The sequence below is a fragment of the Streptomyces sp. NPDC020965 genome (genome assembly GCF_044333555.1).
Lineage (GTDB): Bacteria > Actinomycetota > Actinomycetes > Streptomycetales > Streptomycetaceae > Streptomyces.
On the sequence record NZ_JBIRRE010000008.1, the window covers coordinates 71,432 to 88,511 of the forward strand.

A 17,080-nucleotide genomic window follows, 5' to 3' on the forward strand; every position below is an offset into this window, starting at 1 on the left:
GGGGGCGTGCTCATGGTGCTCACTCGGCAGGAAGAGGGGGAAGCGATTGATGTTGCCGCATCCGGCCGTGTCCCAATCAGGCCATCGCGGACCCTTCTTCAGGAGGTGGCCCCGATGACGGCAGCGCGAGCACGACCTCACACCGGGCGAGCTGTAATCCCTGCAGGCCAGGGCTGTTGCGCAGAGCGCAGCGACAGAGCTCGGCGACGCGGTCCTCGGCCTCCTCGACAGATCCGGCCAAGGTGAAGACCCCGAGCACCGGTCCGCCCGGCCCGTCGGGGTGGCAGGCGATGTGCTGAATGTCCCGGTCCAGCAGGACTCTTGCCCTGACCAGGCTCATTGCCTCTCCCGGAAGCTTCCCGCCGCCGAGCGGCGCCAACTGAGCGTGAACGAGGTACATGTCTGATCCTGGGGGGTTAGACGCTGATGTGAGTGCCCCGCGGAAAGTGTGCGGTGGTTTGGCCGAAGGTGCCGTTTCCCGGGGGCTTTGCGTACGGCACAATCGCTTCCCGGTCCACCATCAGGAACAGGGAAACCGATGCTGAAGGCACTGGGCCTGGATACCGTCTCCGAACGGGTATACCGGGCCATGTTGATCAACCCCGACGAGAATGTGTCTCAGCTCGCGGCCCGTCTGGGGCTGACGTCCGGAGCCATGGGCCTCGCACTCGACAGGCTCAGTGAACTCTCCCTGATCTACCCCACCGCCCGTGAATCGGAGATCCCCCGGGCGCTCGGACCGGAGAGGGCCATGGGAATCCTGCTGGCCCGTCAGGAAGCCGCACTCGCCGCCCAGCGGGAACGCACGGAGTCGGCGCGCGCAGCCGCCGACCGGATGCTCGCCGAGTACGCTGGCACGCATCCGCACGGCTCGGGCGACAGTGTGGAGCGTCTCCACGGTATCGACACCATTCGTCAGCGCCTGGCGGAACTCGGCGACAGCGCACAGCGATCCGTCATGACCTTCGCCCCCGGTGGCGGGCACAGTGACGAGGACCTGCGCGCCAGCCGCGGCCCCAACCACGCCATGCTCGCACGCGGTGTGCAGTTACGGACCGTGTACCTGGACAGCGTCCGAAATCATGCCCCGACCCTGTGGCACGTGGAATGGCTCAACCGTTGCGGGGCCCGGGTGCGCACCGCACCCTCCCTCCCCCTTCGCATGATCATCGTCGATCGCTCGACGGCCGTGCTCCCCATCGACGTCAGTGACGCGCGGGACGCCGCGCTGGTCCTGCGCGGTGAGAGCCTGCTGATCGCGCTCTGCGCGCTCTTCGAGCAGACCTGGACCGTCGCCCATCCCTTCGGTGAGGCCCCACGGCCGTCCGGGGAGAGCGAGTTGAACCGCCGGGAGCGGGAGGTGCTGCGGCTGCTGGCCGAGGGGCACACCGACGAGTCCGTGGCCAAGCGCCTCGGCATCTCCTCCCGTAGCGCACGCCGTATCGTCGCCGAGCTGCTGCGGCGACTTGACGCGCGTAGCCGCTTCGAGGCCGGCATCCTCGCCGTGATGGCCGGCTGGCTTCCCTACGGCTCGAATACGCCCCTTCCGCCGGGGCCGCGAACTGGCGCGGAACGATCGCCGGTGCAGCCCGCCGGGGGGACCTGACGAGTCCCCAGGCGGTCGGCGCCCCTGGAACCGCCCCGTACCCCCCGCCGGTACGGCGACAAGGCCGGACGGCCTATCCGGAGCGCTCGGCCGGATCGGACAGACGCGGGCCCGGCCCGTCGGCGGCGCCGGTACGGTGCGGTCGGGCCGCCACGGTCCCGCTCGCGTCCCCGACGAACGCCGACTCCCCGGCGTACGCGGCATCCTCGGCGCCCCCGGCATACGCGGCCAGGAAGCGGGCCTCGCCCAGCGCCGCCCGTACGGCCGCCGAGATCCGCTCGGCGTCGACCCCTCCGCCCGACGGCAGGGGGGCGCCCACCGACGCGCGGGCGCGGGCCGCGCTGCCCAGCAGGCCGGCCGCCCGGTCGTGGCGGCCCGCCAACCGGTGGGCACCGGCCAGCCCTTCCAGGGCCAGGGCCACGGCCCGGGGATCACCGGTCCCGCGCGCCGCGGCCAACCCCTCCGTGTGCAGACTCAGCGCCGCACCGGCGTCCCCCCGCGATTCGGCGACGAAGCCGAGTTCGGTCAACAGGAGTGCGCTCCCGGTGGCCGGTGCGAACCGGCGGTTCCACTCCAGCCAGGTGCGCAGATACGCCTCCGCGGCGTCGAGCCGGCCCGCCCGTCGCGCGCCGAGCGCGAGACCGACCTCGGCGAACTCCTGGGCGCGCCGGTCGCCGTGCTCGACCGCCAGTCGCCGTCCCCGCTCGTGGTACGCGTCGGCCCGCTCGCCGTCGCCGGCCAGCAGGGCGACCCGGCCCAGTTCTGACCAGCGGACGGACACCTCGGTCCACAGGGTCAGTTCCTCGGCGATGCGCAGCCCCTCCCGGTGCCGGGCCTCCGCCGCCGGGTAGTCGCCCTCGATCTCCGCGATCCTGCCGAGCGCGCCCGCTGCCTGGAGCTGCCCCCAGCGGTCGCCGATCTCCCGGAAGAGCGTGAGGCTCCGCTCGCCGTCTCGTCGGGAGGCCGCCAGCTCGCCACGGACGCGTCGTTGCACCGCCCGTACGCCCAGGGCCGCGGCGACGCCCCAGCGGTCGTCCAGGGCCCGGAAGTCGTCCAGTGACCGGCGTACCAGCTCCTCCCCCGCCGTCATGACACCGGACACCGTCGTCACCTGCGCCAGGAACCAGCCCGCGCGGGCGCGTTCGCCGGGGTCGGTGACGGCCTCGTGGAGCCGCAGTGGGGCGCCGGGGTCCCGTGGTGAGCCGGCCGGTTCACCCGCGAGCAGGGTCATTCCGGCGTGCCAGGCCCGCACCGCCGCACGGCCGGGGGCCGGGTGCACGCCCTGCCCGGGTGCCGGGTCGGGTACCGCCAGGGCGGTGGCCAGGGAGCGGGCGGCCTCGGTGAGCCTGCCGCGCAGGTACCAGTACCAGGCCATCGCGTGGACGAGCCGCCGGGCGAGCGGGGCGTCCCCGGTGCCGACCGCGGTGTCGAGCGCGCAGCGCAGATTGGCCGTCTCGGTGTCGAGCCGGGCCAGCGAACGGCGCTGGCCGGCACCGCACAGGCCGGCGTCGGCGCGTTCGGCGAGCGCCGTGTAGTAGTGGGCGTGGGCGCGGCGGAGCCGGTCGTACTCGGTGTCGGTGGCCTGTGCGGTGCCGTAGTCCGACGCTCCGGGGGCGGTCTCGCGCAGCCGTTCCGCGCAGTAGGCCGCCAGCGATTCCAGGAGGCGGTAGCGCGGCCCGTCCGTGCCATGGGCGACGACCACCAGGGAGCGGTCGACGAGCCGGGCCAGCAGGTCCACGACCTCGGCGGGTGTCACGGCGCCGCCCGAGCAGAGGGCCTCGGCGGTCGCCAGGGAGCAGCCGTCGGCGTGCACCGCGAGCCGGCTCAGCACCGCCTGTTCGGGGGCGGTCAGCAGCTCCCAGCTCCAGTCGATGACCGCGCGGAGCGTCCGCTGCCGGGCGGGGGCGTCCCGCCGTCCGGCGGTCAGCAGCCCGAACCGGTCGTCGAGGCGTTCGGCGAGCCCGGCGGTGCCGAGGGCCCGGATCCGGGTCGACGCCAGTTCGATGGCGAGCGGGATGCCGTCCATCCGGCGGCAGATGGCGGCCACGTCGTCCGCGTTGGCCTCGGTCAGCGCGAAGCCGGGGGCCGCGGCGGCGGCCCGTGCCACGAGGAGTCGGACCGCGCCGGACCGCGCGACGTCGGCCGCCGTGGCTCCCTCGGGCGGCACGTCCAGGGGTGGTACGGGCCACAGTTGCTCCCCCGTCAGCCCCAGCGGCTCCCGGCTGGTGGCCAGGACACGGAGGCCGGGCGCGGCCCGCAGGAGTATCCGCACCAGCGCGGCCACCGACTCCACGATGTGTTCGCAGTTGTCCAGCACCAGCAGGAGCGGCCGGTCGCGCAGGGTGTCGGCGAGCCGGTCCGCGAGGGGGTGGGCGCCGGTGACCGGCCGTGGGCCGGGGCGGGCGTCGTCCCGGATGCCCAGGGCCGCGGCGACCACTTCGGCGGGGCCGTCCGGCTCCGGGCCGGTGGCGGGCGGCAGTCCGCCGAGTTCCACCAGCCAGACGCCGCCGGCCGGGGGTTCGGTCAGCCCGCCGGCCGCCTCCAGCGCCAGCCGGGTCTTGCCGACCCCGCCGGGTCCGGCCAGGGTCACCAGCCGCTCCGTCCGCAGCCGGTCCCGGATGTCCGCGACGGACCGGGACCGCCCGATCAGGCCGGTGAGCTGTGCGGGGAGGTTGGTACGGGGTCGGGGCGGATCCGGGGGCGGGCCGGGAAGCGCCTCCGGTGGGGCTGCCGGGTCCTGGCGGAGGATCTTCCGCTGGAGCGAGACCAGAGCGGGGCCGGGCGTCAGGCCCAGTTCCTCGTCCAGCCGGCGGCGCAGGTCCTGGTAGACGTCGAGGGCCTCACTCGGGCGGCCGGCCCCGTACAGGGCCCGCATCCGGGCCTCGCGCAGCCGCTCACGCAGGGGGTGGCGCTCGGTCAGTTCCTTGAGGTCGACGGCGAGCGCGCCGTGCTCCCCCAGCCGGAGCCGGGTCTCGGCGTACTCCTCCCAGAGCAGCAGACGCCGCTCCTCCAGCCGGGCGACGGCGGCGCGGGCGAACGGCTCGTCCGCGAAGTCGGCGAAGGCGGGGCCGCGCCACTGGGCGAGCGCCTCTCCGGACAGGGCGGCGCCCTCCCGGGGATCGGTGGCGTGCCGGGCCCGTTCGGCCAGGGCGATGAATCGGCCGGCGTCGACCGCGTCGTCGCCGGTGCGCAGCAGATACCCCGGCGGGCGGTGCACGACCGCGTCACGCCCCCCGGCCGGGGCGAGGGCGCCGCGCAGCCGGGAGACCAGGGTCTGGAGCGCGCGGGCGGGGCGGGCGGGCGGTCCGCCACCCCAGAGGTCCTCGACGAGTCGGTCCGCCGACACCACCCGGTCCGGTTCCAGCAGCAGGACGGCGAGTAGGGCGCGGACCTTCGCCTCGGGCACCGGCACGGGATCGCCGTCCGCCGTCCAGACGGCCAGTGGACCCAGTACCCCGAAACGCATCGTGCCAGCGTACGGGGAACGGATGTGGTGGTCGCACCCGGCGCCCCCGGCGGTCGGAGGTGCGTTCGAGCCGCGGCTCCCGGGACGGCGTCATCGCTGGTCGGGCCGGGTGGGGCGGCGGCTCATCGCTGTCACCCCACGGGGTGATGTGTATATCGAAGCCAATACACCGGTACATATCGGCCCGTTGTGGGCAGAACCCGGACCGGGGGGTTACCCCGCGATGGGAGGAGTGACGTGCTCACCGACGTGCTCACCTGGCTCAAAGACCACTGGGGACGACGCGGCGGCGGTACGGGCGGGACGGCCGAGCCCCCCGACACCTCCGCTCCGATCTTCACCGCCGACTTCGGCTCGACCGCCCAATGGGTCGCGGGGCGCTCCTGGGCGTATCCGAACGGCGGCCCGATCAACCCGCGCGACAACAAACTCGACCATTTGGTCACGGACCCCTCCTACAGTCGCACCGGCACCTTCCGCGCCACCCGGCGTCCGGACGGCAGATGGAGCGCGGGCCTGCTCACGACCGAGGGCAGCGAGGAGGGTTTCCTGGTCCGGGCCGGTGATGTGCTGGACACCCGGGTGCGACTGCCCGAGGTGGTCGGCGCCTGGCCGGCGATCTGGACCTGGCTCGACGGCGACCAGGAGGTCGACGTCTTCGAGTACCACCCGGACAATCCCGATCTGCTGGAGCTGTCCAACCGGGTCAACAACGCTCTCCGTTACCACCGGGACCCCGGCATCCGCCCCGGTGACTGGGTGGACATCACCGTCGAGTTCGGCGCCCGCTCGGTCGTGTGGTGGGTCAACGGGGTACGGGTCTACGCCGACCAACGCGGGGTGGGGCGGCGCTGGCGGGCGTATCTCATCGTCAATCTCTCGGTCTGCGCCGGGCGTTACCATCCGGCGCCCGGGCCGGAGGTGACGGAGATGTCGTTCGAGGTGGCCCACCTGCGAGTCACCCGCCCCTAGGTCCCCGGCCGATCTTCGAGGATTAGCCCGCGGCGTCAGACGCATGGGGCCTCCCCAGGCCCGCAAGGACCGAGGCATGGGGTCTCCCCAGGCCCGCAAGGGCCGAGGCATGGGGTCTCCCCAGGCCCGCAGGGGCCGAGGCATGGGGTCTCCCCAGGCCCGCAGGGGCCGAGGCATGGGGTCTCCCCAGGCCCGCAGGGGCCGAGGGGACGTGCCGTAGCTAACGCCGCGGGCCCGACAAGATCGCCCGGACAGGGCCTAGACCAGTCCCCGTACCCCCCCCACCCCCTCGTCCATCCCGGTCGTCCGGTTCCTCAGGTGAGGAGTCGCAACAGATGGGCGCAGGCCCCGGCCTCGTCCGTATGCCGGGCGATCACCTCATACGCGCCCCGCTCGTACGCCCCGGTCTCCCACGCCCCGTCGGACGACCTCCGCAGGAACAGGAAGTCAGGGGGTGTGGGGACCGGTTCATGGACCCCCTCGACGCGGTAGTGGCCATCGGCCACACCCGCCGCGCGCAGCGCGGCCCGTACCTCGTGGCGGTCCACGGCGGTGCTACAGGGCCACGGGCGCGAGGTAGCCGCGCTCCAGCAGCCACTTCACATTCAGCCGCTGGTCTTGGCCGGGATTGAGGAAGACCGGGTCCAACTTGATCTGCTGGCCGCCGCCGGGCTGCTCGAACCAGGGGGCGATGGAGCCCTGCCACACCCAGAACGGCTTGGTCACCTTGTAGACGCGGTAGTCGCAAGCGGTCTGCGCATCACGGGTGTTGAGGTTCTGCGGGGGCAGCGCGCGTTCGGAGTAGCTGTCACCGGCGGGCGCGAGATAGCCGCCGAACTCGGAGCCGAACCGGTCCAGCCGCTGGCCGGGGCGGAGCTTGGTGGGCTCCTTGTCTATCTCGCCGTTGACCTCGCCGAAACCGTCGTTGGGCGGGTACTTCCAGCCGCCCGAGTCCGCGGGTCCCTGCCAGTACTTCTTGAGGAACGCCGACGGTGTCAGGGCACCGGTCCGCTGGTAGCCCTTCAGTAGCGGTCCCACCGGCGCGAGCTGCTTCTTCGGCAGCCATTTCGGCCCGAGCCGCGCGTCGTTGCGGAACTCCCCGGTGCAGGGTTCATGCCGGGGCGCGGCGGCCTTCGGGCGCTCGGTCTGCTGCGGGGCCGCACTCGCGGCGGGGGCTGTGACCAGCCCGGCGGTCACGCCGAGCGCGGCGAGTACGGTGCTCATGCGGTTCATCCAGAAGTCCCCTCACACTGATGATCAACCAGGAAAGCCGGGGCAGGCTATCTCCTTGATCACCAAGCGGGTGAACACCAGGTCGATTTCCGGACGTTCACGCCGCGGCCGCGGTCCCGGCTCCGCTCTCCCGGGGGCCACCACGGTCGTCCCCGGCCGCGGGCAGGCGTCGTCCCTCCCGTGGGGAGGCCGGGAGGGGCGGCGCGGCCGGGTGGCGGGGGTGACCCCTTCCGCGAGTGCGAGGAGTGCGACCGCCCCAGCATGGCACCGTATTCAGCCATAGAACAGGGGTCATGGCCGAAAATGCCGCACCCGTGCCCGTGCACGTGCCGGTGGGCGGGAGCGGCGCCGGAGCGCCGGGGAGTGCGGCTACCCGACCGCCCCCGGCTCGCCCGGCTCTTCGTACCCTGCGAGGTGCAGCGCCCGGAGGGCGAGGGACCAGCCGAACCGGGCGTCACCGGAGTCAACAGCGGACGGCTGCGAACCACCGGAGTGCCGCCTTCGGGGTGGAACCGTTTCACCCTGCCGGTCTCTCGATGCTCATGCTGGTGCGGTCGTCCGGTGTCACCCGTGGAGGGTACGGCCCGTGGCTCCCGTATGGGCGCTCAGCGCCTCGTCTCGTACCGGGTCAGGATCACGCCGCAGGGAAGCGTCCGCGTCTCCACCAGGTTGAGGTTCACCCAGTTGTCCAGCGAGGTGAAGAACGGTGTGCCGCCGCCCACCAAGACCGGAGCGGTGGCCAGCACATACTCGTCGATCAGCCCGGCCCGCACGGCCGCCCCGGCGAGCGTCGCGCCACCAATGTCCATCGGGCCGCCGTCCTCGGCCTTGAGCCGGGTGATCTCGGCGACCGCGTCGTCGGCGACCAGGCGGGTGTTCCAGTCGACCTTGTGGATGGTCGAGGAGAACACCACCTTCGACATGTCCCGCCAGCGGCGCGCGAACTCGATCTCCGCCGGGGTGGCGTTGGGCTGTTGGTCGCCGGTCGGCCAGTAGGAGCTCATCGTCTGCCACAGCTTGCGTCCGTACAGCGTCAGGTCGGTCGCCCGCAACTGGTCGGACCAGAACTGGAACAGCTCGTCGCTCGGCACGCTCCAGCCGATGTCGTCGCCGGGCGCGGCGATGTAGCCGTCCAGGCTCAGGTTCATTCCGTAGATCAGTTTCCGCATGGCGCCAGCCTTCCGTGAGTCGCTCCCCCGCGTACAGACCGGCGCGACGCGGGAAGCTCATCGGTGCGCGATCACCCGGATAGCGCCCCCACCCGGTGCCCTGACGCCCGGCCGGTGTCTTCCGGGCCCGGTGCTCGCGGCCCGGCACCGGCTCCGGAGACGTGCACGGCCCCGGGCATCCGGGGGGGGCGGGCGGAACCGTCGCAGGTCCCTCCGGTCGGTGCAATTCCCACAATCGCCCCACAGACCGGCCGGGGCGGCGCTACAAGTGAACACCGGAGGAGGCCCTGCGCCGGGCGCGCGCCGACACCGACGAGGTGGAGGAGGCGCGCGCCGCCCAGCGGGCGCGCGGCCACCTGGCCGCAGTCACGGCGGACCGCGAGCACCAGCGTGCGCTGAAGGCCGCCCGCGCCGAGCTGGACCAGGCCCTCGCGCACTGGGACACCCGCACCGGGAGGACCCGCGCGGACCCGGCGTAACCGATCGGGGAACGCCTCGGCAGCCTCACCGCCCAGCGGGCGCGCGGCCAGCTCGGTCAGCCGGGACGCCAACGACTCCTACCGTGGGGCCGCTGGCCTCCGGGCCCGGTATGACGGTGTCCCCCCTGTCGAAGGCAGGACCTGGGGGCGCCGGTGCGATTACCTGCGTCCTGTCGGAACACCTCGTCGCGCGCGCTGGATCTGGGTCGGACGAACTGACCTGGTGTGGGCCCGCGTAGGCGGCGCTCAGAACCAGTGCAGGCAGTGTGGGGGGCGTTCTGTACGGAACAGCGCGTCCGCCAGGGCGGCGGCGCCCGGATGGTGGGCCCGGACGTGTCCCGCGCGGACGAGCGTACTGGGGGCGATGCCGCCCAGGTAGAGCGAGCTCAGGTCGCGGACGTCCAGCGACAGATCGGGTTGCCGGCCGGTGGGGACACAGGCAGCTCTGCCCTCGCGGACGGTCAGCAGATAGCGGCCGTGCTCGCCGAGGAACGGATCGTCCACGTCGAGGACGAGGTCGCCGTCCGTGAACCAGCCGCGTGCTGTCAGGGCGCGAGGGACATCGAGGAGACGCACCCACAGCCAATCGGCGTACTCGCCGACCTCGCCCGCCCGGAAGTCCGCGAGCTGCCAGCGCAGTGGGTGCTCGGGCGGGACGTGCCGGAACACGATCTGGGAGACCAGGTCGTGCCCGAGGACGAACCGGGCCAGGGCCATGAAGACCGCGTCATCGGTGGCGATGGTCTCGTCGACCGTCAAGGTGCTGCCATCGCCGATCGAGTAGCTGGCGTACCCGTCCGCCACCCCGTCGGCGTCCCGGTGGACCGCGATGTAGCGCGGTGACGAGGAGACCGGCGCCTGTCCCGCTCCCAACGCCCACCAGCGGTGCGGCCGGGACAGCGCGCCGGGCTGGGCGCGGCGGTACCGGTCGTACACCTCTTCGAGGATCCTGCCGCACTCGGAACGCCGCATCACCTCGACCGTGCTGCTGTCGGCGTCGGACGCCGGTGCGTCGGCCGACATAGGCGACCGGGGTACCGCGAGGGCGGCTCGGTGACGCGGCACCGTCAGCCGGGTGGTGAAAGTCGCCGGTCCATAGCCGAACCTGCCGTAGATCGGAGCCTCGGAAGCCAGCAGCACCGAGAGGAACTCCCCCCGGGCCCGCACCTCGGAGAGCTGCCGCCGCATCAACGCGCTGAGCACGCCCCGCCGCCGGTGCGAGGGCAGGACGCCGACCGCGCTCACCCCGGTGACGGGAGCGATGTGCCGACCGGGCAGGGTGAGTTCGAAAGAGTACGCGGCGGCGGTGCCCACGGGCCGGCCGTCCTGGGACAGGGCGAGCAGGCCGCGGTCCATTTCGAGCGCCGACCACCAGCGTCCGCTCTCCGCGACAGGGGCTTCCGGAAAGTGCCCGAACGCCGTGTGGATCGTGTCGACGAAGACCTCCAGGTCGTCGTCGGCTGTGGGTCGAATCTCCATCGCTGTCGCTTCCTTCCCGAAGCACCGGCACAGTGGATCATGGTGTTCGTTCATGAGCGTGGCGTCGCGTCCCGTTCCTGCGGACGGCCGATGGTCACCGCACCGCGGAAACCCTCCGGCGAGAGGACCGACATCATGTCGAGCGACGAGTCGGGCACTGGCAGGAGATGGGCGTCGACCCAGGTGTCACCCGTCGTCGCGTTGGTCCACGGATCCTCGATCACGATGGCGCCGGGTACCACGCCGTGACAGAGCACCCAGTGCGGCACGTCGAACCCCTGCATCTCGGCGAGCGAGAGCAGGAGCAGTACGTGCTCGCGTCGGCCGATCGATTCCCGGACCGCGCTCAGGGAGAGACGGTGCGGGTCGATGGGGACACCGGTGCGTTCCGCGTCCTTCCTGGAGGCGCCCTGGAGCAGGGCACGCCACTCCCGATCATTCTCCGGGTAGTGGTCGAGCAGCACCGGCTGTTCGGCGTCCAGGTGGACCTTGACCGGGGACGAGGGCCAGGCCCGGTGCACGGCAACACCCAGCCCGACGGGCTCGCACGCGGGGAAGTTGGTGGCGTCGCGCCACAGCGTCAGCTCCGCCTGCCGGTCGAGTGCCTCCCACTCCAACGTACCCGCGTGCGCCTGGGCGACCAGGGCGGTGACGGCTCCGCAGGTGAAGTGCGTGGTCTGCCCGTAGTACGGAGGTGTGGTCGTGACGCCTTCGCGCAGCCAGCGGACGTATCCGGCAGCCGGTCCGGCGGCACCCTCCGACTGCGTCAGCGGAGGCTTCAACACGGTGAATCCGGTGGCGGCGACGTCCTCGGCACGCGCCGTCCACCCTTCCCACTTGACCTGTGCGAGCCCTCGGCGGCCCGCGAGGGTGACGACCGCCTCCACGGCCGCCCGGACATCGCCGACGGCGTCGACGATCTTCAGATAGGCCGTGTTCGGACGTGCTGTCACGAGTGCCGCAGCGGTCCACTCCTCGCCCTCGCCTCCGGGAACGGCCACGAGACGAGGCGCATGGGCGGAGCGGTCGACGGTACGCCAGCGCTCCGACACCTCGTCGCCGACGAGCGGCACCAGCCCGGGCGGCGGGGCGTCGGGCTCGTAGGGGGCGAAGCTCTCCACGGGGCGCTCGGGCTCAGTGGGCGACTCGGGCGGTTTCTGGCGGGGAGGCATTCCGGTACTCCTAGCGGGATGGCGGGGACGAGGGGCGGAGAGAGGCGAGGGGGAGGGCCGGAGCCGTGGGCGCGAACCCCTGTCCCCTGCCGTGGGGTCATGCGCGGGACTTCCGGAGCACCCACACGAAGTACGGTCCGCCGATGAGCGCGATCATGAGGCCCGCCGGCACTTGCGCGGGAGCGACGACGGTACGGCCGACGGCGTCCGCCACGCAGACCAGCACGCCACCGAGCAGCATCGCGACCGGGATCGAACGGCCGTGCCGGGCGCCCACCAGGGATCGGGCGAGGTGCGGGGCGACGAGCCCCACGAAGCCGACGACGCCGACGGCGACCACGCTGAGCGCCGCGAGCACCGCGGCGATCGCCAGAGCGGTGAAGCGGGTGCGTTCCACCCTGACCCCGACGATGCGCGGAGTGTCCTCGTCGACGGCGAGCAGATCGAGCCGACCGCGCAGGAACAGCAGAACGGGAAGGGCGAGCGCCAGGCCCATCGCGACCGGGACGACGTCGGGGAAGGTCCGGCCGTAGGTGGTACCGGAGAGCCAGGTGAAGATTCGGGGGGTGTTGTACGGGTCCGCGCGCAGCAGCAGGAAGGTGGTGACCGCACTGAGGCCGTATCCCATGCCGATGCCGATCAGTACGAACCGGTCGGGCAGGAATCCACCGCGCCAGGCCAGCAGGGCGATCACCGCGAACGTGATCAGCGCGGCCGCGACCGCCACCACGACGAGGACCGTCCGCCCACCGGACAGTCCCGAGGTCGCGATGCTCGCCGCGCCGAGACCGGCGCCCGCCGTGATGCCGAGCACTCCGGGCTCCGCCAGTGGATTGCGCACTGCACCCTGCACGACGCAACCGGCCAGTCCGAGCGCCGCGCCGGCCAGGATCGCGGCGGTCACGCGCGGGACCCGGTCGTCGAGCGCCTGACCCACCAGGTTCGGAGCCGTGCCCTGGAGCCACAGGGCGATGTCCCCGGTCCGCAGCCACAGGCTCCCGGCGAGGACGGCCATGAGGGCTGCTCCAGCAAGCAGCAGCACCGCGCCGGACGTGACGACGAGGAACGCGCGGCGCGAGCGTGCGGCGACCCTCGCGCGCGGAGGGTGCCGGATCTGCCCGGTGTCACGCAGTCTCAGGGCGAGGACCACGATGATGGCGGAGCCGAGCAGTGCGGTCGGCACGCCGGTGGGGATGGCGGCGGCCCCGTCCGCCCCTTGGATCGCACGGAGGGCCGCGTCCGCGAGCAGAATGAGCAGCGCGCCGAGCAGCCCGGCCGCGGGGATCAGGAACAGGTGCTGGCGCAAGGCGTGGACCCGTCCCGCGATCAGCCGGGCGAGGACGGGGGCGCCCAGACCGACGAAGCCGATCGGACCCGCCAGGGTCACCGCCGTGCTGGTCAGCAGTACCGCGCAGATCACGGCGGTGACACGGGTGGTCCGGATCGGCACGCCGAGGGTCGACGCGGCGTCGTCGCCCAGGTGCATCACGTCCAGCCGTCGGGACAGTGCCAGGGCCAGGCACAGCGTCACGGCGACGAGCGGGGCGGCGCGTATCGACGCGTCGATGTTCAGTTGCGCCAGCGAGCCGCTCCCCCAGGCGAAGAGACCGGTCGTGTTCTGGTCGAACAGGATGAGGAACATCCCGGTCGCCGCGTCCAGGGCCATGGCCGTTGCCGATCCGGCGAGGACGAGGCGAGTGCCCGCGGTGCCCGCGGCGCGGCCCGAGAGGAGCAGCACGAGTGCCGCCGCCACGAGGCCACCCGCGAAGGCGACGGCGCCCGACGCCCACAGTGGGACGCTCAGGCCGAGGGCGGCGATGAGCGCGAGGGTGAAGTAGGCCCCGGACGTGACCGCGAGGGTGTCGGGTGAGGCGAGCGGGTTGTGGGTGACGGACTGGAGCAGTGCGCCCGCGCAGCCAAGGGCGAAGCCGACGGCGACGCCCGCGAACAGCCGCGGCAGGCGCGAGCCGGTGAGGATCTCGCCGACGGGCGCCCCGTGGGCGCTGTCACCCTTCCCCGCGAGATGGCGCACCAGGTCGCTGACGCCGACGCCCGACGTCCCCTGTGTCAGATGCCACATGCCGACGAGCACGGTCGCGATGAGGAGGAGTGCCAGGACGGCCGCCCCGGCGGGGCCGCTGCCACGCGCCGGGCTCGGCGGCGGCCCCGACTCGGGGGCCGCCGCGCGTACTGCGCTCACTTCTTGTCGAGTACGTCGACGTAGGCGTCGATCGCCTGGGCGCAGGAGCGCGGACCACCGGCGCCCCAGACCCGCGCCGGGAACGCGTGGGCGCGGCCCTCCTTCACGGCGGGGAGCTTCTTCCAGATCGGGTTCTTGCTCAGCGCCGCGACGTAACCGCCGGCGCCATCGTCGTTCGCGTAGAAGAGATTGGCGTTGCCCACGGAGGTGAGCCCCTCGACGTCGGTCTGCGCCAAGCCGTAGGCGGCGTCCACGCCCCCGTCGCCGTGCTTCTTGTTGACGTCGTTGGTCCACGCCGGGGTCATGCCGAGTTCCTTGCCGATCTCGGTGAACAGGGCACCGTCCGCGTAGGGGCGTACGGTCAGGTTGCCTCCCTCAAGCCAGCCGTCGAAGAACAGGAAGTCCTTGGTCGGCAGGTTCGCGTCGGCGACCCGCTGCTTCGCCGTCGCGAGGTGCTGGTCGAACTCCTTGAGCACCTGATCCGCCCGGTCCGTGCGTCCGGTCGCCTCGCCGATCATGCTGAACACCTTCCGCATGTTCCCGATCGGGTCCTTCGGGTCCGCTCCTCGGGTGGCCATCACGGGAACGCCCCGCTTCTCCAGCTTCTTGATCATCTCGTCCTGGGCGCCGAATGCCTCCACGACGATGAGATCGGGCTTGGCCGCGTAGAGGGTGTCGAGATCGGGCTCGTCACGGGTGCCGATGTCCGTCACACCGGCAGGCAGTTCCTCCGCGCTGGTCCAGGTGCGGTATCCCTTGGCGTCGGAGACGGCGGTGGGGGTGACGCAGAGGGTCAGTGCGTCTTCGACCTGCTGCCATTCGAGGACCGCGATCCGTTCGGCGGGCTTGTCGAGCTTTATCTGGCGGCCGACGCCGTCCTTGAAGGAGACCGGCTTCGTCGAGGTGGTCGTGGTCTCCTGGGCGCAGTCCTTGGACGCGGGGGCCGCTTTGGTGGCGCTGCCGCTCGTCGCCTTGTCGACGTCGGTCGTTCCGCAGGCGGTTACGGCGAGCAGCGCGAGTCCGGTCGAGGCTGACAGCGCCAGGCGACGGGTACGGTTCATGAGGATTCCTCTTTCGCGGGTGATGTGGGTGATGAGGGCGACGCGGGGAACGCGCGTCGGTGTCTTCGGGGGCGGCTCGTCGCAGGTGAAACGGCCGGTGCGGCGTTCCGCGAGGCGCTCCACCGTGTTCAGGAGAGGTGACGTCCGAGCGGATCGATACGGAGCCGCCCCGTTCGGGGGTCGAAGTCCACCTCAACGCGGATGTCGTAGACCTCGCCGATGTTCTCGGCGGTGAGGACATCGGCGGGTGCGCCGGCCGCGTACACCCGGCCCGAGCGCATGAGGACGATGGTGTCCGCGATCCGGGATGCCTGATCGAGGTCGTGCAGCACGATCCCGACCGCGATGCCGTGCTCCTCGACGAGGTCCCGAACCAGGTCGAGCGTCTCGAACTGGTAGCGCAGGTCGAGGTGGTTGGTCGGCTCGTCGAGCAGGACGACGCCGGTGTCCTGGGCCAGACAGGCCGCGAGCCAGACACGTTGCATCTCCCCACCGGAGAGTTCTCCGACCTGCCGTCCGGCCATGTCCCGCACTCCGGTGACCCGCATGGCGTTGTCGACAGCGCTCCGGTCCTCAACGCTCGGTCCGGCGAAGCCGCGCCGGTAGGGATGGCGCCCGAACGCGACGACCTCCGCGACCGTCAGTCCCTGGGGAACGGGCCTCGCCTGGGAGAACAGCGTGACCTCGCGCGCGAACTCCTGGGAGCTGAGCAGGGCCACGTCGCGCTCGTGCTCTCCCTCGGCGCCGCCGAGCGTCACCCGGCCACCGTCCACCCGGTGCAGTCGGGACAGCGCACGCAGCAGCGTGGACTTCCCACTGCCGTTCGGCCCCACCAGGGCGGTCGCCCGGCCGGGTTCCAGGGCGACCGAGACACCATGCACGACAGGTTTGCCGTCGTAGCGCAGCACCAGGTCGTGCCCGATGAGCGCGGCCACCGGAGCGGCGGCAGGGGTGACAGGGGGTTTCCCGGCAGACCGGAAGAGACTGGTGAACACGAAGATGTCCGGACGGTCGGAGGGGCGGGGACTGCGGCAACCTCTGTCCGATGTCACCGGGCAGGCCACGCTCGCCCATGCACGGCAGCGCCGCACACAGAGAACAGAAACTAAGGGTTACCTAACTCAGTGAACCCTATATTCCGCTTGCTGTGGCGACAATCCGGAGTTCTGGTCACGCGATACGGAATTCCGGACATCCCCCGACGGACCGACCGCCGCATGGGAGAACGCACCCGGCGTGGTCCCCATGACCCGCCGGAAGGCGACGATGAAGGAGCTGGGCTGCGCGTAGCCGAGCACCTCGGAAACCGTCGTCACGTCGATGCCCTCGGCGAGGAGCATCAGCGCCCGGTGCACCCGCAGCATCTGGCGCCACTGGGCGAACGGAAGCCCCGTCGCCTGACGGAAGGCACGGGTGATCGTACGGTCGCTGGTCCCCAGCAGCCGCGCCCACTCCTCCAGCGAGCGGCCGTCCGAGGGGTCGTCCAGCAGGGCCTCGGCGATGGCGTCGATCCGCGGATCGCCGGGCAACCGCAACGCGAACTGACGCTCCGAGGGTCGGATCACATCGAAGACCACCGACTCCGCCCGCGCCCTCGCCTCCAGGTCGAGGTCCGCAGCGGACAGATGGGTCAGCAGCGACTCCAGCAACGTCGTCATCGTGATCGCCATGGGCTGCGTGAACGCGAACGGTATGCGATCGGGAGCGAAGAAGGCGCTGAAGAGCTCCGCACTCGCCGTCGACCGGCCCTCGTGGACCATTCCGACGGGCATCCACAACCCGTACCCCTCGACCACGGTGTAGACGCGGTCGCCCACGCGGGACGTCAGTGTTCCGCCACGCACCCAGACCAGCTCATGCAGGGGGTGCGCGTGGGCCGACCACTCCGTGGGGGCGGGAACGATCCGGGATGCGGCGAGGATGGCGGACGCCGACTCGGGGAGCGGCTCGGCTCGCCGGACCACGGTGCCCACCTCGCGCCGCCACATCCCGGGGGACGCTTGAACCATGACGAGAAGTCTATCGGCGCCCCGGTCCGGACTGATTCCAGAGCCTTCGCCGGGACGGTCGTCAGGGCCCACATCGCCGGGCGGAGCGGGAGGTCGGGCCCCGGAGTGGAGTCGATCTCCGTGCCGAACGCGGCGCGCTGATCCTGGCGGGCTTCCGTGCTACGGCTTGCGGTGACGCCGGGCCTCACGCATCCGATCGCGCTCACCCACGGCCCCCCGGCGGCTGGGGTTGCC

14 protein-coding genes are annotated in these 17,080 nt (G+C 72.1%); 3 read left to right on the forward strand and 11 right to left on the reverse strand.

The annotated features are described in order from the left end of the window. Positions 1–76: 76 nt before the first annotated feature. A complete protein-coding gene (locus tag ACH4S7_RS23650) occupies positions 77–400 on the reverse strand; it encodes a hypothetical protein (protein ID WP_398523242.1) in 324 nt (107 codons plus the stop codon). Positions 401–538: 138 nt separating this feature from the next. On the opposite strand from ACH4S7_RS23650, the gene ACH4S7_RS23655 reads away from it, so the two are divergent. Continuing rightward, positions 539–1,606: a LuxR C-terminal-related transcriptional regulator gene (locus ACH4S7_RS23655; RefSeq protein WP_398523243.1), complete on the forward strand. Its 1,068-nt coding sequence runs from the start codon at positions 539–541 to the stop codon at positions 1,604–1,606. A gap of 73 nt (positions 1,607–1,679) precedes the next feature. Here ACH4S7_RS23655 and ACH4S7_RS23660 read toward each other — a convergent pair whose 3' ends face one another. Then, on the reverse strand, positions 1,680–5,072 hold the full coding sequence (locus tag ACH4S7_RS23660; protein ID WP_398523244.1) for a BTAD domain-containing putative transcriptional regulator: 3,393 nt from the start codon (positions 5,070–5,072) through the stop codon (positions 1,680–1,682). 333 nt (positions 5,073–5,405) lie between these two features. On the opposite strand from ACH4S7_RS23660, the gene ACH4S7_RS23665 reads away from it, so the two are divergent. After that, positions 5,406–6,044, forward strand: coding sequence for a beta-glucanase (locus ACH4S7_RS23665; protein ID WP_398523539.1), 639 nt, complete (start codon positions 5,406–5,408; stop codon positions 6,042–6,044). A 314-nt stretch (positions 6,045–6,358) separates the two neighbouring features. Here ACH4S7_RS23665 and ACH4S7_RS23670 read toward each other — a convergent pair whose 3' ends face one another. The 3 genes from ACH4S7_RS23670 to ACH4S7_RS23680 form a co-directional block, all read right to left on the reverse strand. Further along, positions 6,359–6,592, reverse strand: a complete 234-nt coding sequence (locus ACH4S7_RS23670) for a hypothetical protein (protein ID WP_398523245.1) — start codon at positions 6,590–6,592, stop codon at positions 6,359–6,361. Positions 6,593–6,599: 7 nt separating this feature from the next. After that, a complete protein-coding gene (locus ACH4S7_RS23675; protein WP_398523246.1) occupies positions 6,600–7,277 on the reverse strand; it encodes a TNT domain-containing protein in 678 nt (225 codons plus the stop codon). Positions 7,278–7,882: 605 nt separating this feature from the next. Then, a complete protein-coding gene (locus tag ACH4S7_RS23680) occupies positions 7,883–8,446 on the reverse strand; it encodes a dihydrofolate reductase family protein (RefSeq protein ID WP_398523247.1) in 564 nt (187 codons plus the stop codon). 317 nt (positions 8,447–8,763) lie between these two features. On the opposite strand from ACH4S7_RS23680, the gene ACH4S7_RS23685 reads away from it, so the two are divergent. Beyond that, positions 8,764–8,925, forward strand: coding sequence for a hypothetical protein (locus ACH4S7_RS23685; protein WP_398523248.1), 162 nt, complete (start codon positions 8,764–8,766; stop codon positions 8,923–8,925). A 246-nt stretch (positions 8,926–9,171) separates the two neighbouring features. Here ACH4S7_RS23685 and ACH4S7_RS23690 read toward each other — a convergent pair whose 3' ends face one another. From ACH4S7_RS23690 to ACH4S7_RS23715, 6 genes are all read right to left on the reverse strand, one after another. After that, positions 9,172–10,404: a GNAT family N-acetyltransferase gene (locus ACH4S7_RS23690; protein ID WP_398523249.1), complete on the reverse strand. Its 1,233-nt coding sequence runs from the start codon at positions 10,402–10,404 to the stop codon at positions 9,172–9,174. A gap of 50 nt (positions 10,405–10,454) precedes the next feature. Then, complete coding sequence (locus ACH4S7_RS23695; RefSeq protein WP_398523250.1) at positions 10,455–11,576, reverse strand: peptidase C39 family protein; 1,122 nt, start codon at positions 11,574–11,576, stop codon at positions 10,455–10,457. 97 nt (positions 11,577–11,673) lie between these two features. After that, on the reverse strand, positions 11,674–13,776 hold the full coding sequence (locus tag ACH4S7_RS23700; RefSeq protein WP_398523251.1) for an iron ABC transporter permease: 2,103 nt from the start codon (positions 13,774–13,776) through the stop codon (positions 11,674–11,676). After that, entirely contained in the window at positions 13,773–14,837 is a 1,065-nt protein-coding gene (locus tag ACH4S7_RS23705; protein ID WP_398523252.1) for an iron-siderophore ABC transporter substrate-binding protein, read from the reverse strand. The genes ACH4S7_RS23700 and ACH4S7_RS23705 overlap by 4 nt, the downstream gene beginning before the upstream one ends. Positions 14,838–14,965: 128 nt before the next feature. Continuing rightward, positions 14,966–15,832 (reverse strand): ABC transporter ATP-binding protein, encoded by an 867-nt coding sequence (locus ACH4S7_RS23710; RefSeq protein ID WP_398523253.1) that lies wholly within the window; start codon positions 15,830–15,832, stop codon positions 14,966–14,968. 126 nt (positions 15,833–15,958) lie between these two features. Then, positions 15,959–16,825, reverse strand: a complete 867-nt coding sequence (locus tag ACH4S7_RS23715; protein WP_398523540.1) for a helix-turn-helix domain-containing protein — start codon at positions 16,823–16,825, stop codon at positions 15,959–15,961. Between the last annotated feature and the right edge of the window lie 255 nt (positions 16,826–17,080).